General features: G+C 37.6%; 13 protein-coding genes. 6 read left to right on the top strand and 7 right to left on the bottom strand.

Annotated elements, in window-relative coordinates; genetic code table 11:
• Positions 1-6: 6 nt before the first annotated feature.
• Together AC0JIQ_RS00820 and AC0JIQ_RS00815 are read right to left on the bottom strand one after the other, a co-directional pair.
• Entirely contained in the window at positions 7-1,680 is a 1,674-nt protein-coding gene (locus tag AC0JIQ_RS00820; protein ID WP_474202345.1) for a P-loop NTPase fold protein, read from the bottom strand.
• Between the two features lie 54 nt (positions 1,681-1,734).
• Positions 1,735-3,456, bottom strand: a complete 1,722-nt coding sequence (locus AC0JIQ_RS00815) for a GGDEF domain-containing protein (RefSeq protein ID WP_474202344.1) — start codon at positions 3,454-3,456, stop codon at positions 1,735-1,737.
• Between the two features lie 1,066 nt (positions 3,457-4,522).
• On the opposite strand from AC0JIQ_RS00815, the gene omp33-36 reads away from it, so the two are divergent.
• Positions 4,523-5,452 (top strand): porin Omp33-36, encoded by a 930-nt coding sequence (omp33-36, locus tag AC0JIQ_RS00810; RefSeq protein ID WP_241339636.1) that lies wholly within the window; start codon positions 4,523-4,525, stop codon positions 5,450-5,452.
• Between the two features lie 123 nt (positions 5,453-5,575).
• Here omp33-36 and AC0JIQ_RS00805 read toward each other — a convergent pair whose 3' ends face one another.
• Positions 5,576-6,226, bottom strand: coding sequence for a response regulator transcription factor (locus AC0JIQ_RS00805; protein ID WP_004659931.1), 651 nt, complete (start codon positions 6,224-6,226; stop codon positions 5,576-5,578).
• A 351-nt stretch (positions 6,227-6,577) separates the two neighbouring features.
• On the opposite strand from AC0JIQ_RS00805, the gene msuE reads away from it, so the two are divergent.
• Both msuE and sfnG read left to right on the top strand, forming a co-directional pair.
• Complete coding sequence (msuE, locus tag AC0JIQ_RS00800) at positions 6,578-7,318, top strand: FMN reductase (RefSeq protein WP_474202343.1); 741 nt, start codon at positions 6,578-6,580, stop codon at positions 7,316-7,318.
• 27 nt (positions 7,319-7,345) lie between these two features.
• Positions 7,346-8,452 carry a dimethylsulfone monooxygenase SfnG gene (sfnG, locus tag AC0JIQ_RS00795; protein ID WP_336942458.1) on the top strand — a complete coding sequence of 369 codons (1,107 nt, stop codon included), beginning with the start codon at positions 7,346-7,348 and terminating at the stop codon, positions 8,450-8,452.
• A gap of 75 nt (positions 8,453-8,527) precedes the next feature.
• Here sfnG and AC0JIQ_RS00790 read toward each other — a convergent pair whose 3' ends face one another.
• The gene (locus AC0JIQ_RS00790) at positions 8,528-8,941 is read right to left on the bottom strand and encodes an Lrp/AsnC family transcriptional regulator (protein WP_474202342.1); all 414 of its coding nucleotides are present in this window, start codon (positions 8,939-8,941) and stop codon (positions 8,528-8,530) included.
• Between the two features lie 104 nt (positions 8,942-9,045).
• Here AC0JIQ_RS00790 and AC0JIQ_RS00785 point away from each other — a divergent pair, with 104 nt between their 5' ends.
• Entirely contained in the window at positions 9,046-9,588 is a 543-nt protein-coding gene (locus tag AC0JIQ_RS00785) for a cysteine hydrolase family protein (RefSeq protein ID WP_474202341.1), read from the top strand.
• Between the two features lie 61 nt (positions 9,589-9,649).
• Here the strand turns inward: AC0JIQ_RS00785 and acs are convergent, their stop codons facing one another.
• Positions 9,650-11,593: an acetate--CoA ligase gene (gene acs / locus AC0JIQ_RS00780; RefSeq protein ID WP_474202340.1), complete on the bottom strand. Its 1,944-nt coding sequence runs from the start codon at positions 11,591-11,593 to the stop codon at positions 9,650-9,652.
• Between the two features lie 282 nt (positions 11,594-11,875).
• Here acs and AC0JIQ_RS00775 point away from each other — a divergent pair, with 282 nt between their 5' ends.
• Together AC0JIQ_RS00775 and AC0JIQ_RS00770 are read left to right on the top strand one after the other, a co-directional pair.
• Positions 11,876-12,445 carry a DUF805 domain-containing protein gene (locus tag AC0JIQ_RS00775; protein WP_474202339.1) on the top strand — a complete coding sequence of 190 codons (570 nt, stop codon included), beginning with the start codon at positions 11,876-11,878 and terminating at the stop codon, positions 12,443-12,445.
• Positions 12,446-12,579: 134 nt separating this feature from the next.
• Complete coding sequence (locus AC0JIQ_RS00770; protein ID WP_004659919.1) at positions 12,580-13,551, top strand: mechanosensitive ion channel family protein; 972 nt, start codon at positions 12,580-12,582, stop codon at positions 13,549-13,551.
• Here the strand turns inward: AC0JIQ_RS00770 and AC0JIQ_RS00765 are convergent.
• Together AC0JIQ_RS00765 and AC0JIQ_RS00760 are read right to left on the bottom strand one after the other, a co-directional pair.
• Complete coding sequence (locus tag AC0JIQ_RS00765) at positions 13,540-14,253, bottom strand: 16S rRNA (uracil(1498)-N(3))-methyltransferase (protein WP_474202338.1); 714 nt, start codon at positions 14,251-14,253, stop codon at positions 13,540-13,542. The two genes, AC0JIQ_RS00770 and AC0JIQ_RS00765, sit on opposite strands and share 12 nt — an antisense overlap.
• Positions 14,250-15,566, bottom strand: a complete 1,317-nt coding sequence (locus AC0JIQ_RS00760) for a 3-deoxy-D-manno-octulosonic acid transferase (protein ID WP_474202337.1) — start codon at positions 15,564-15,566, stop codon at positions 14,250-14,252. Before AC0JIQ_RS00760 ends, AC0JIQ_RS00765 begins: the two co-directional genes overlap by 4 nt.
• Positions 15,567-15,678: the final 112 nt, after the last annotated feature.

The following is a 15,678-nucleotide window of genomic DNA, read 5'->3' as shown; positions in this document are numbered from 1 at the left end:
CCTTTTTTAATCATCTAGTCTTGTAATTAAATAGTCCACATTCAATTTGAGTATTTCTGATTCCTCTGCTTTTTCCTGTAATATTTCTAAAATTTCTTGTCTTATTTTTGGATTCAACTCAGATTTAATTGGTTGTCTAATTATTTTTTTAATCAGTTCTAACCTACTAATTTCTTTAAAATCTCCATCCTCATGGAACACTACAAATAATAGTTTACGCCAATCTTCTTTAGCTGCTTGCTCTAAAACAATAGCACTTGTTTCACTATTATAAATATCATGGATAACATATCGCTTAACAACTTCAATAAGACTTGGCAAGCCAGCTAAAGGATTCTGCTTAGCTAAAACTCTTATGTAACGATGAAATATATTTTTTGCATGGTATCCAAAACTGAATGTATCATTCGCAAAGGACTTTCCTTTAGTCTGTATTTCTATATTTATCCACTCTTTAATTTTCATTCTTAAGTTTTTTGATAAATCCGTTCTGCCAAATTCACTCAATAATATTCTACAAAAATCTAGATTTTCTAAGCTCTCAAAACCAATTCTTTTGATAGCTAAAGAATGTAGTCGCTCACAAAAATTCTTATCTATCTCAATATTTCTCCACTGAAGCATTAGCTGCCTTATTTCCATTCTAAATTGATTTTGTTCCTCTGATATCAACTCAGATGTAGCTAGTTCTTTGAGTTTTTGGAAATTCACACGATCCTTTTGTTCAAACCATTTTTTAAATTCATAAAACCATAAATCATCTTCAGTAAAGTTATAGCTAATCTTTTTCAATGCTTCATATTTCTGTTGTTTTATTTCACTCCAATGTTCTCGATCCTTGTTGGAATAATATCGATAATCACTCCAACTATACTCAAAATTTGTAAAGTCCTGAATTAAGTAGCCTTGAAGAACTCTTACTAAAATAATTTCTTTTGTTGACAGTGCAATATCGGCACCTAATTCTTTTCGAAATTGCTGATATAGCTTAATCACCTTTTGGAAAAAGCGAAAATTACGAACCTCTAATGTCTCAGCAAAATCAATCATCAAATTAACAAGTTCATCATCAATATCTTCTGTATTTGCACGTATCAAATGCTCAACAGAATTGATAATAATCGTTTCATCAACTAGTTTTTCCTTATAGTCCGCATACTTCTGCTTATTGTCACCTTCTGCTTTATCTTCATCTAAAATCAAAATGATCTGACAATTTTTTTCTAATTTTAAATAATTTGCTAAGCCCATAACGTCTTTTATATCTAATTTATTAGACATACGCTCGAAGTCATCAAAGCAGATGATGGCATCTTTGACCTGATTAAACATAAGACTATCAAAAATTTTAGTAGAAGCGTTTAATCCAAATTGTGAAACTCTGGTATCTTTTAAAATCGATGGTAACCCCCGAATCCATCGAGGAATCTCTAAAGTTGAATGATTATTCTCAATATTGCTATAAATATGCGTTTTTAAATCACTCAGCGACTCAAGACCAAATAATGAGACATAGACGTACTTCTTTTTAAAATTATATCCATCTATACATCTTTTCCAAAAGAAAGTCTTACCAACACCCCAAGGTCCAGTAATTGCAATTGCTGTCCCGATCTCCTCATTTCTAATATTGTGTTCTAGTCGCTCTTTTAATCTTTTTTCTTTCTCTAATATGTCCATCAGATCATAATGCTGTAAATATAAAATTTTATAATAATTCAATAATTGAGCGAATCAAGTCTCTACGATGTTCTTCCCTTTTGCTTTTGCTTTTAACAAAGACTGATCAGCTTTTTCTAATAACTCTAGCCAAGTTTCGGCTCCAATCGCAATTCCTATACTCACTGAAACCTGAATCAACTCACCAACATTTGAGGTCATAATATTCTGTTTTAATATCCCTGAACGAATACTTTCAGCAATCGCTTTTGCTGCTTTCATTTCAATACTTTCGATCACGACTAAAAATTCATCACCACCATAACGAACGATTAAATCAGAAGCTCTTACATTATGCTTGAGTTGATCTGCAATCATGGTAATCACCTGATCACCCGCAATATGCCCATATTGATCATTCACAAATTTAAAATTATCAATATCAATCACAATGACACAGGTTTCTGATAGACCTTCAGGCTTTGACTCTAAAACATTGATATATTCTTCCAAAGCCAAGCGATTTGCGACGCCTGTTAATATATCTGAGTTCGCAACTTTCTTAAGCTGCGACTCCATCATGTCACGTTGTTTCAAAATACTTTTTAATCTTTCTATCGCTTCAAATAAAGAAAAGAATTCCTGCCGAGACTGCTTACCAGTAAAAGGTTCAGTTGGACTATTTGATAAGCTCAAAATCATATTTCTTGCTCTAATTAAAGGCTGAAATACACGTCTCTTGGCATAGCTCATAGTGAAAATTGCTGTAAGCAATGAAACAATCGAGATACCAAAGTTAAAAATAAACTGCTGCTGAGCTTCTTTATTCTGCTGCTTAACGATTTCATAGCTATAATCTAAAATATAGTTCTGTAAATCCATCACCGTGGTAAATTTATCAACCATCCGCTCGGTCAGTTGCGTCCCTGTTAAAGAATACGGTTCAGCATTTTCACTTTGATCAAGTAATTTAGAAATTAAAGGCAAACCCTGCTCTAAAAACTCCGTTTTTACACGTTCATGTAAAAGTTTATATTTTAGTGTTTTGGTCTGTTCAGGTTGAATCGTATCAACCAACGACCAAAGATATTCTGCCTGATGCTGAGTCTGTAAAGAACGTGCTCGATTTGCATCAGAAATCGGTTCAGCAAAAGTGATTGGAGCCATAATGTTAGATGCAATACGCCCAGCCTGATCTCGCATATCTGTTAGGATGAGAATTGAAGTAAAATAATTCGACATGTCGCTATCTTTACTTTCTAATTGCGTCATTAATAATTTTAAAAAAAGCCTATTTTCATCCCACACAGAGAAAAGCGCTAAAATTGCATGATCCAGTTGTTGAGAACTTCTTTGCGAATACGGTGTTTCAATATAAACATCAACAACATGACGTGCCTGAGCTAATTTCACTTTGAGATCAGTCTGCAAATGTCCTGCAATAGATTGAAAACCATTCTGCTTTAATACTGAAATGGTTTGATTAATCTGAGTATCTACAGCCTGTCGATGACGTTGCAACTTTTCTTTATTTATAAATAACTCATTCGGTTGACTCGACATTGCCTGATTGGATGGCGCTCTTTCTTTAGAAATTTGATTTGCCGTTTGTACCAAAGCTCGCAGACTCGTAATTTCGATTAAAGCTTGTTTTGTTTTGACGTATTCTTGATAACTATGAACGATGAGAGGAATGGAAATATATAAAATAGAGAAAATAATGATGACCATACAGAAAAATAGACGAAGGCTTGTATGTCCTGAACGTAATTTCGTATGTTTTTGACTACGTTCCATGAACATATCCTACTATTCTCAAAAAACCATCCTGATTGATTTTTAAACAACGCTAATTTTACCTGAATTTTAAATCTAACTGTCATAATTCCAGGTACTTTTTCATTTAAATAAAGTATAAATTTAAAATATTTTTCAATTAAGCTGTGATTTTTAATCTAATCTATTGTTTTAATAAAGTTAATATTAAAATCCATTTAATTCAATTATTACTTATTTGATAAAAATATAAGAGAAAAATTTGTTTCATAATTTTAAAAATAATTAAGATCTTCTTTTTAAGTTAAATAGATTTGAATTTTAATCAAAAAATAAAATAATAAACTTTAATAATTGATTAAAAACATATTTTTTAAACGTTTAGAATTTAAATCACCTTATGATTGTAAACAGAATAAATCTTTGTCACAAATTTCTATGTTCTTGAAAGGTCATATCTAAAAAAAATGGATAAAGAATGGGACAAAAAAAAGCTCAACCTTGGGGAAAGTCGAGCTAGTAAAACACAATATATTGAGAAAATGTTACGAGATAATAAAATGCAAATTAAATACCTCTTCACAATCATTATGTGAATTATATCTCAAAAAGTAAAGTCGATTAAATAGATCGGGTTTAAATTTACAATCGTTTTTCCAAATTAAATTAGCTCTTAAAATTGAACTTCCCAAATTTTCTAATTATCACGCTTCATTTACAAATCAAATTAATCACATAACACAATCTTAATGAGATTAAAATCACATTTTTATTGGTGTTTTATTACAGTTTTACGACAGATTGAAACGAAAAAAACGATAAATTCAATCGAATTAAACAATTAAGATACATCGTTTCGAAACAAGATTACTTGCTTAAATAAACATAAGAAAATATCTTATCTATATATTAATATTATATTTTTTCTAAAGTTGACAACCGATACTCTAGCAGAGCAATTTTTAACCACCATTATTATCTTACAAGATCATTTGTCGGAACATGTCATTTATTACATTGACTTCATATTTTGTTACAATAGAATGAAATCCAACTTTACTCCTTACTGTAAAAGCTGGAAATTATTATGAAAAAACTCGGTTTAGCCACTGCTTTATTATTAGCCATGACCGGTGCTCACGCTTACCAAGTAGAAGTTCAAGGTCAATCTGAATTCATCAATGCTACAGATTTGAATGACAAAGACTTTACTGGTGCTGCTCAAGGTACTTTCTACCTTAAAAATGTTGATACATCTAAAGGCCCTTTAGCTGAAGCAGCATTCTTAAACCAAGCATCAAACGTTTCTGCAGCTTACAGCTTTGCTAAATTAAGCGGTGATGTTGACGGTGGCGAAAGTTTTTCATTAAAAAACAATTCATTTGGTGCAAAAGGTGAAGCATATATTCCAACACCTTATGTACCAGCTTACGCTAGTGCATCTTATAGCCACTCTCAAACTAAGTTTGAAGATGAGAAAGACAACGGTGACCGTTATTCATTAGAAGTTGGTGCATTAGTAGCACCTAATTTCTTAATTGCTGTGGGTTATACTCGCGTATCAGATCAAATCGCTTTAGATGCTAACAATGTTCTAGAAAATGGCGTATTTAACACTGTTGCTGACTCAATGATCATTGGTGAAAAGCAAGATGTTGTTACTGCACGTACTAAATACGTAGGTAATATCGATGGTACAAATATGGCTGTTGGTTTTGAATCTAACCTTGTATATGGTGAGAACAAAGCTTACGGTTTAAAAACTGATCTTTACTTAACACCAAAGCTAAGTGTTGGTGCTTCATATGCTCAGGCTAACTACAGTTCTGATCAAGCTAGCGACAACTTTTCACCAATCAAATCTGCTTGGGGTGCGAACGTAAATTACTTCATCACTCCAGCAGTTGCTGTAGGTGCTAGCTATGTAAATGCGAATGCAAAAGAAGTAGTTGTAGGCGGTATGGGCATAAATGCTGATATTCAAACAATCGGTGTGAATGCAAAATTCCGTTTCTAATATTGGGTTTATGTTTTAACGTTAAAACATTTAATTCATAATAAAAAACCAGTTCATAAGAACTGGTTTTTTATTTTTATGATATTCAATTAAATAAGAGATTGGCTGTCTCATTTGAGTATCTTACATCTTTTTATCTTCAATATTTAATGCACTAATTGCTAAAACAGCTTGCGTGCGATTTTGTACACCTAGCTTACGAAAAATAGCCGTGACATGCGCTTTGATCGTGGCTTCTGATACATCTAACTCATAAGCAATTTGTTTATTGAGCAGACCTTCTGCCACCATCATCAATACACGGAACTGTTGAGGTGTAAGCGATTGCAAACGTTCTGCCAACGCCGTTTCATCCGCAGCTCTTGGATCGAAACCATGATGCATGGGTAAATTCGGTGGTAGCCAAATTTCACCCTCTAATACATGTTTAATTGCCTCGCCAATATGACTTGGATGTGATGATTTCGGGATATACCCCATTGCACCATGTGCAATTGCCCGTTGGATAATCGACACTTCTTCATGTGCTGATACAACAATGATTGGAATCGCTGGGTATTGTGCTCGTACGTATACCAAGGCAGAAAAACCAGATGCGCCGGGTAAATTCAGATCAAGTAATACGAGATCAGGTTCTGCACCATGCTCTAAGCGCTCATAGAATTCATCGACATCCGCAGTTTCCTGAATCTGTGCTTGAGGAAGACTATATCGAACCGCTTGAATTAAAGCATGTCTAAATAAAGGGTGGTCATCTACAATTAAAATATTCATAAGCGCTGAGCTGTCTGCGAGTACGTCACTGTACGGTGTTTATTCAAATTTAATCTATCTTAGCCTATTTTTTAAATGAACTGTTGGTTAGACATCAAAAGTTGTTTATTTCGTCATAAATGCAAAACAATACAAATATTGATATAACTCACACAACATAGACTAATCAATAACTACTATACAGAAATAACCAATAGAAACAGAGTATTAAATTCATTTAATTTTTTCTACTTAATCCTCTATAGGTATATATACAAAACAGATAAGCTTGCAGCATTTCCTTATTTTACAACTTGGCATGCGATGTAGATAAATAAATAGCAATTCGAAATGATCTTTTAGGCCGCTATTATGTCCAATCACAATACTCTCTCTACTCCCCTTAATATTGTTGCAGTATCTGGTGGTTTAAACAGCCCATCAAAAACAGAAAGTTTAGTTCAGGCGATTCTGGATGAACTTTCAGAGGCGATTAATATCAAGGTGCATTTCGTCAAGCTGAGTGAAATTGGGCCTTTACTGGGTGGGGCAATTTATCGCAATCAGCTGCCACAACGCGTACAAGATGATTTGGCTGCAGTTGAAGCCGCCGATGCATTGATTGTGGGCACCCCTGTTTATCGTGCTTCATTTACAGGCTTATTTAAGCATTTCTTCGACTTTGTTGAGCAAACCGCTTTGGTTGATGTACCCGTTTTACTGGCAGCCTCAGGTGGCAGTGATCGCCATGCTTTGGTTCTCGAACATCAATTACGCCCACTATTTAGCTTCTTCCAAGCACAAACTTTACCGATTGGCGTCTATGCTACCGATCGTGATTTCACGCCTGAATATACAGTTAAAAGCGAGCAATTGTCTGATCGCGTCACCTTAGCTGTAGCACGTGCTTTACCGATTTTGGAATGGGCACCTGCCAAAGGTCAACGTGCTGCTGCCATCAAAGCCAAAACTGAGCAAGCGAATCAGAATCTCGGCATCAACAAACAAATCGAACAAGCAGAAGTCTTACCATCTGCGGCAGTACCGAATCTGGATGCAGCTGAATCTCGCTTACACCCGAAGTCATCCAAGAAGTTAACCCACGTCGCATAAACCATATCTTTTATGGAGGATACAACGATGACAACAACAGCATCCGCAATTAAATTTGCCTACTGGGTTCCGAATGTGAGTGGCGGTCTCGTTGTAAGCAATATTGAACAACGCACTGACTGGAGCTATGACTATAATGTGCGCTTAGCACAAGCAGCGGAACGAAGCGGCTTTGAATATGCCCTCACCCAAATCCGTTTTACCGCTGGCTATGGCGCAGAAAACCAACATGAATCCGTAAGTTTTAGCCATGCTTTATTAGCAAAGACCGAAAAACTCAAAGTAATTGCGGCTATTTTACCTGGTCCTTGGAAGCCTGTACTTGCGGCTAAACAGCTGGCAACCATTGACTACCTCAGCCAAGGGCGTATTGCGATTAATGTGGTCAGTGGCTGGTTCCGTGGCGAATTTGATGCCATTGGTGAGCCTTGGCCTGAACATGATGAGCGTTATGTGCGTTCTGAAGAATTTATTCGTACCCTCAAAGGTATCTGGACCACTGACAATTACAGCTTTGATGGCAAATATTACCAATTCCAGAATTACACGCTTAAACCGAAACCTTTGCAAAAACCTTATATCGAAGTGTTCCAAGGTGGCAGCTCACGTGCCGCACGTGATATGGCTGCACGAGTATCGGACTGGTATTTTACCAATGGCAACAGTGTCGAAGAAATTAAAAAACAGGTTGATGATGTCCGCAGCAAAGCAAAGTTAGCCAACAGACAAGTCAAGATTGGAGTCAATGCTTTTATTATCGCACGTGATACTGAGGAAGAAGCCAAAGCCGTACTGAATGAAATCATTGCTCAAGCCAATGTCGAAGCGGTGAATGCCTTCGGTGATGCCACCCGTGAAGCTGGTGCAGCAGCCCCTGAGCGTGAGGGCAACTGGGCAAAATCGACCTTTGATGATTTGGTTCAATACAATGATGGTTTTAAAACAAATCTAATTGGTACTCCGCAACAAATTGCGGAACGGATTGTGGCTTTGAAGAATGTTGGCGTTGATCTGGTTCTTTCAGGCTTTCTACATTTTATTGAAGAAGTAGAATATTTTGGCGAAAAAGTACTGCCACTGGTTCGTCAGCTTGAACAACAACAGGAAATTCAATTGGAGGCAAAATCAGCGTAAGCTAGACATTAAATAAGAAGAAAAATAAAAGCGATTGAATATTTCTCCCCAAGGCTCGGCTTGGGGATTTTTAATTTAAGCAGTCTTAATTTCCCGCATGACCGTTTCAACCGAATATCGGCACCACTGTGACAGTTGCTCAATAAACTCATTTAATTGTGATGGATTAAAATGGCTGACAATCATATAACAAGCATTACCGAGAATTTTAAAACATTCATCCACCTGCTCATATTGTTTAACCAGTAATTCAACTTCGATAAAAGCTTGCTGATCATTCATAAAGAGTTGAATAAACTGCTTATGTTCGTAGTTGATCGCAACGGTGTAATTTTTGATGATGCCTGCACCCATCAATTGAGCAATACGGGCACCCACCGCCTGCCCAGTACGATGCACTCGCTGCCCAATTTCTTTATGGCTTAAACGTGAGTCCTGCTTCAGCAATTCAATAATTTTTAAGTCGATGGGATCAAGTTCAATATTCATTTTTCATTACGAAAGAAAACCAGCAACAATGCTTTCATTTGAATATAGCCGATTTCTCAGTTTCACCCTACTCTTGTTTTATCTTAATGTTGGACCTAAAAACAATGAAACAAGCCTTACTGATTATTGATGTTCAAAACGACTATTTTAAAAATGGCAAAATGGAATTGGTCAATCCAGACTTTGCTCTGGCGAAAACCAACCAATTAGAAGATCATTTTATTCAAAACAATTTACCGATTATTTATATTCAGCATATTAATCCTGCCTCAGCCAGTTTTTTTCAGGAAAATACCGTGGGTGTTGAATTACATCCTCAACTTAAAATCACAGATCAATCACTGATTGTCGAAAAGCATTTCCCCAATAGCTTTCTAGAAACCAACCTTCAAGCCATCCTTGAACAGCATCAAGTTGAACAGTTAGTGATTACAGGCATGATGACCCATGTCTGTATTGATTCAGGGACACGTGCAGCGAAAGAGCTTGGCTACCAACCGATTGTGATTGCCGATGCAACTGCTAGCCGTGATCTTGAACATGAGGGCAAGATCGTCAAAGCAGCCGATGTACAAACAGCATTTTTAGCAGCATTGGGATTCTTCGCCACGGTACAAAATACGGCGGATTTTTTAGCGCAAAATTAAAATAATGCAGACAAAAAAGAGCGTTCAATCGAACGCTCTTTTCACATTTGAATCCGGTTTTTTATCGGTTTGGATAAACTGTCGCAATCAAATGCTCAACCACAGCGGGTTCAGCGAGGGTCGAGGTATCACCTAAACTATCCAATTCATTGGCAGCAATCTTTCTCAAGATCCGGCGCATGATTTTACCTGAACGGGTTTTTGGCAAAGCTGGTGCCCAATGCAAGGCATCAGGGGTTGCCACAGGACCAAGCACTTTACGCACCCAATTCACCAACTCTTTACGTAGCTCTTCAGATTCCGCAACATCAGCTTGCAAGGTGACAAAAGTACAAATCCCTTGACCTTTAATGTCATGTGGCATACCAACAACTGCCGCCTCAGCCACAGCTTCATGTGCGACTAATGCACTTTCAATCTCGGCTGTCCCTAAACGATGACCTGAAACGTTCAGTACATCATCAACACGCCCAGTGATCCAGTAATAGCCATCGGCATCACGGCGCGCACCATCACCAGTAAAATAATAGCCTTTAAAAGTTGAGAAATAAGCTTCAATAAAGCGCTCTGGATCGCCCCAAATCGTTCTCATTTGACCCGGCCATGAATCTTTAATGACCAAATTACCTTCGGTTGCTCCGTCCAATTCATTTCCTTCACCATCGACTAACGCAGGTTGTACTCCAAAGAATGGACGTGTTGCTGAACCCGGTTTGAGTGCAGTTGCACCCGGCAATGGTGAAATTAAAATGCCACCTGTTTCAGTTTGCCACCAAGTATCAACAATTGGACAACGGCCTTCACCTACGACCTCGTGATACCAATTCCATGCTTCAGGGTTAATTGGTTCACCGACTGAACCCAGCAAACGCAAACTACTCCGATCACTTTCACGCACGTAGGCATCGCCTTCACGCATCATGGCGCGAATTGCAGTTGGTGCAGTATATAAAATCGTGATGTTATGTTTATCAATCACATGACCAATACGTGCCCAAGTTGGATATTGTGGAATTCCCTCGAACATGACCGTAGTAGTGGCATTACTCAACGGACCATAAAGTAAATAACTATGTCCCGTAATCCAGCCCACATCGGCGGTACACCAATATACATCATCTTCTTTGAGATCAAAGACTTCTCTAAAGGTGGTGTTGACATAAACCAGATAACCACCTGTAGTATGCAGCACGCCTTTCGGTTTTCCTGTTGAACCCGAGGTGTACAGAATGAAGAGCGGATCTTCTGCTTTCATCGGTTCTGGTGGACAGTGTTCATCTACTTCCATAATCGCAAGGTGATACCAAACATCACGTTCCGCATTAAACTGAATTGGATTCCCTGTACGATGCACCACAATCACATTTTCGACACTAGTGGTGCCATCAATTTCTAAGGCTGCATCTACATTTTCTTTCAGTGGAATGAGCTTGCCGCCGCGCATTCCTGCGTCAGCGGTAATCACTAATTTTGCTTGACTATCTTCGATACGGCTGGCCAATGAGTCTGGGGAGAACCCACCAAATACCACACAATGCACAGCACCAATTCGTGCGCAGGCCAACATGGCAATCGCTGCCTCAGGCACCATTGGCATATATAGCACCACACGATCACCCTTGCGAATGCCTTGTTTCTTTAGCACATTGGCAAACCGACAGACTTCATCGTGTAGTTCAGAAAATGAAATGATTTTATGACGTGAAGGATGATCACCTTCCCAGATAATCGCAGGCTTTAAAGGATTATCTTTAAGATGACGATCTAAACAGTTGGCTGAAACATTCAGTTCACCATCGGCGAACCACTCAATTTTGAAATTATCTGCGTTAAAACTTGTATTTTTAACCTGTGTGAATGGTTTGATCCAATCAATATTCTTTGCTTCCTGCGCCCAAAATACTTCGGGTTGCTCAATTGAATCCTGATAACGTTTGAAATAGTCTGCTTCCGAGATTCTTGCCATTTCTTTGAATTTATCAGGCACTGGGTAGATTTCTTTCATAGCTCACTTCCTTTGTTTTTTATTTCATACCTTAGATATACACATCTATTTTTCGGGTATGTTTTGTTTTCTCTTGCAGTATGGTCACCATTTACAAGAGCAAACAATGCGGCTTTGGTCGTAAGAATGTTATGCTTTAGCGACCAAATTGTTTTCAAAAATTTACTCAAAATAATTTAAATTTGAACTGCTTGTCCATGCTTTTTACTTTTAAAATAAGTGATTATTTTGATCATTGCTAAGACCTTAAAAGATTTAATAATCAAAAAATAGGAATTCATTATGTTCGATCAAACGTTATCTGCCCCAATTCAGCCTCAATACGATCACCCTTTATCTGCTAAAGGACGTTTTAATCGCTTAAGCTATCTAGGTTGGTATGGTTTACTGAGTATCAGTTGGACGGTTCTTTTCATTCTTATTGCCACAATTTCGGCGAGTCTAAGCGTAAATAACGTACAGATTCATGAACCAATCTTATCTGCATTTTCAGGAATTGGTGGAATTGCGCTGATTGCACTATGGTTTGCTGGCTTTTATTTTCAGATCGTTTTTTTGATCCGACGTTTACACGATCTGAATAAAACAGGGTGGCTATGTCTATTATTACTCGTGCCAATCATTCAATTCTTTTTTACACTTTATGTCTTATTTGCAGCAGGCACACCTCATCGCAATGATTATGGCGATGTCCGCCCATCCACCACATGGGAAAAACTATTTGCATGGATCATGATTATATTGAGTTTAATGATGATATTTGGCATGTTTATCTTTAGCTATTATTTTGCTAGCCCTGACTTTTGGGGTACACCAACGCAAATCTTACAAAATACAACTGAGTATTTTTAATACTTTATCGAACAGCCAAATTTGAACTACTCAATAAATAAAACCGTTACGGAATTTATCATGCATGATCAAGATAAATTCATTATGATGGCTCCCCTAATAAATTCCTTACGTTGCGAAATAGAGATTTTCCCGTGGCAAATGAGCAAACGACATTAACTGAGGTCGCTAAAGATACTGGTGAATTGATTCATCAAGCAGGTGCAAAAACCACGCAAACGGTATTGGCACATACTGAAAAATATCATGATGCCTATACTACAATTGATAAAATTATGGATAGCTTTTGGGAGCGTGTACCCTATATCTGTATTGCGATCACAGTATTTGTCATTTTTTGGCTACTGACTAAGCTATTTAAATTCTTTATTCGCAAAACTTTGGAAAACCGTAGCTACACCCGACAAAACTTGGTATTGGTTCTCAACCGTGTCGGAAGTACTTTTATTCTATTCTTTGGTTTTTTAATTGCATTAGTCATCGCTATTCCCGGTTTCACCCCAAGCCAGTTAATCGGAGCATTGGGAATCGGTTCTGTTGCGATCGGTTTTGCTTTCAAAGATATTTTCCAAAACTTGCTATCAGGTATCTTAATTTTACTCAGTGAACCTTTCCGTATTGGCGATGATATTGTTGTGAATGGTTTGGAAGGAAATGTTGAAGATATTCAAATCCGTGCGACTTTCTTACGTTCACCAGATGGTCGTCGCATCGTGATTCCAAATGCCACGGTATATACCAGTGCAGTCATCGTGAACAATGCCTATCAGCGTCGTCGTTGTGAGTTTGTCGTTGGTATTGGTTATGAAGATGATATGCAGAAAGCAAAAAAAATCATTATGGATATTTTAGACCGTAATCTCAATGTACTGAGCCAACCTGGTTTCTCGGTCAATGTCACCGCACTTGCAGATTTCTCGATTAATTTAACCGTCCGTTGGTGGGTGAATACTACAGAAACCACCACATCTGCATCAATTAGTGAAATTCAAGAACTGGTTGTAACAGCCTTCGATGAGAAAGGAATTTCGATTCCTTACCCAGTACAAGAAGTCAAAGTGTATCGTGGTGATCAATCTGATAATACAGAGAACTCAGATAAATAATCGCCCTAAAATATGTGATACTGCGGTTTCAGTTCGTAAAATTCGGTTGCCTAAGCTCATCGCTTGGCAGCCGTTTTTTATGAGCAGATCGACCTCATATGGAATAAACCCACCTTCTGGACCAACAATTAAGTGACATGAATGTTGAATCGCAGATGGTATTTTCTGTTCCGCATAAGGATGTGCGACATAAGCAGGTTTTTCATTTGAAATAAATGTAGGCAAAACATCTTCAACAAAAGGTTTAAAGCGTTTATACAATTGAATTTCAGGTGCAATCGTATCACCTGCCTGCTCTAAACCTAAAGTCACATAATCATCGAGCTGCTGTAAGAATGGGCTTTGCCAATAGCTTTTATCCACGCGATAACTATGAATCAAACTGATCCGTTCCACGCCTAAAGTCACCGCATCCATGATGATACGGCGTAACACTTTAGGACGTGGCAAAGCAAGAATTAAATGCACAGGTAACTTTGCTGGGATTGCTTCAACCTGAATCGGTCTTATGCGAATCTGTTGCTCAGAAACAGATATTACTTTCGTAAGATAGCGTTGACCATTGCGCACGCCGACTTTTAAGGTATCACCACAATTCAACTGAATATGCTGTTGTAAATGTTGTAATTGACGTTGATTTTCAATCTGCCAGACATCATCCGTTGTCGTGATTTGATTAGGTTCGAGTAAAACAATATTCATGACAAAGCTTTGAATTCTAAATAATGATCAATCAATTGAATATGCTTTTGGAGTGAGCCTTTATTTCGTTGCAGAACCAATTCAGCCTGTTCAATCAATTGCTGAGTCTGTATTGGGTCATCTAAACAACTCAAAAGTTGCTGTGCTACTTGCACTGCATCTTTTCCAATCAAAATTCCGTGTTCAGCTACAAACTCATCCACAATACTTTGGAAATTAAAATAGCGTGGACCAATCACCGTTGGTACATCAAGCACCATCGGCTCTAGAATATTATGTCCACCACCTGGCTCATTCAATGAACCACCAACAAAACAAGCTTGACTGAGTGCATACCATAACCACATTTCACCCATACTATCAGCAAGAAAAACCTGTGTATCGGTTTGAATTGGCTGTTTAAGACTACGGCGTTGCGTATTTAAATTTAAATTCTGGCAAATTTGATACACATCATCAAAGCGCTCTGGATGACGCGGCACCACAATACAGAGCAAATTTGGATTTGAATTTAAATGTGGTTGTAATTGTCTTAATAAATTTTCTTCTTCAGGTGAATGGGTGCTAGCTAAGGTAATCATCTGACGATCTAGCAATTGCCAATCTTGTTTTAACTGTTCAGCTTTTTCTACATAAGATTGCGGTGCTGCAATATCAAATTTAATATTACCAACCACCTGACTCTTGGCTTGATCTAGCCCTAAATCAATATAACGCTGTTGTGTCGCGATGTCTTGAGCCAATAACCATGTGAGTTGCTGCAACATCGGCTGTGTTAAACGACGAACTTTGCCATAACCTTTCGCTGATTTTGCTGAAAGACGAGCATTCAATAAGATACATGGGATTTGTTGCTGTTTCGCTTGGGCAATTAAGTTTGGCCAAATCTCAGTTTCAACTAAAGCGAGTAGCTTCGGCTGATACAAATTAAAAAATTGCTTGAGTAACGGTTTTTGATCAACAGGCAAATAGACTGCCTGAAAAAGTGCAGGATATTTTTCGGAAAATAAACTCTTGGCTCTGGCCTGCCCTGTTTTTGTGGTGTTGGTTACTAAAACCGAATGTCCAAGTTTTAGATAGTGCTCAATCAAAGGTTGAGCAGCATTAGTTTCTCCAACCGATACCACATGAAACCAAATCGTATTTAAATTTTTAGGTGGTTGAAATGGTCCAAAACGCTCTAGGCACTCTTGCTGGAATAGCGCATCACTTTCAGCCCGTTGTTTAATTTTCCAACGGTATAACGGCTTGAGACATATCAGTAAAAAGTTATACCAAAATGGTGTTTGCTGTACTGCGTTTTGCTGCGCCATCCTAGACCATAATTTAGAATTTGATTTCAGCTCATTATGCGGAAGTTTCATATGCATTGACAATTGATTATTGTATGTTGCACTTTGATTAAATATTTCTTTATAAAGAAAA

This window comes from Acinetobacter sp. FB (assembly GCF_056033405.1).
This window is presented reverse-complemented; position numbering and strand designations above follow the sequence as displayed.

Coding starts and splice junctions, on each gene's coding strand:
- AC0JIQ_RS00790 (WP_474202342.1), bottom strand. CDS start 8,941: ATGAATATTGAACTTGATCCCATCGACTTAAAAATTATTGAATTGCTG.
- AC0JIQ_RS00775 (WP_474202339.1), top strand. CDS start 11,876: ATGTTCGATCAAACGTTATCTGCCCCAATTCAGCCTCAATACGATCAC.
- sfnG (WP_336942458.1), top strand. CDS start 7,346: ATGACAACAACAGCATCCGCAATTAAATTTGCCTACTGGGTTCCGAAT.
- AC0JIQ_RS00760 (WP_474202337.1), bottom strand. CDS start 15,566: ATGGCGCAGCAAAACGCAGTACAGCAAACACCATTTTGGTATAACTTT.
- AC0JIQ_RS00785 (WP_474202341.1), top strand. CDS start 9,046: ATGAAACAAGCCTTACTGATTATTGATGTTCAAAACGACTATTTTAAA.
- AC0JIQ_RS00805 (WP_004659931.1), bottom strand. CDS start 6,226: ATGAATATTTTAATTGTAGATGACCACCCTTTATTTAGACATGCTTTA.
- omp33-36 (WP_241339636.1), top strand. CDS start 4,523: ATGAAAAAACTCGGTTTAGCCACTGCTTTATTATTAGCCATGACCGGT.
- AC0JIQ_RS00765 (WP_474202338.1), bottom strand. CDS start 14,253: ATGAATATTGTTTTACTCGAACCTAATCAAATCACGACAACGGATGAT.
- msuE (WP_474202343.1), top strand. CDS start 6,578: ATGTCCAATCACAATACTCTCTCTACTCCCCTTAATATTGTTGCAGTA.
- AC0JIQ_RS00820 (WP_474202345.1), bottom strand. CDS start 1,680: ATGGACATATTAGAGAAAGAAAAAAGATTAAAAGAGCGACTAGAACAC.
- AC0JIQ_RS00815 (WP_474202344.1), bottom strand. CDS start 3,456: ATGGAACGTAGTCAAAAACATACGAAATTACGTTCAGGACATACAAGC.
- acs (WP_474202340.1), bottom strand. CDS start 11,593: ATGAAAGAAATCTACCCAGTGCCTGATAAATTCAAAGAAATGGCAAGA.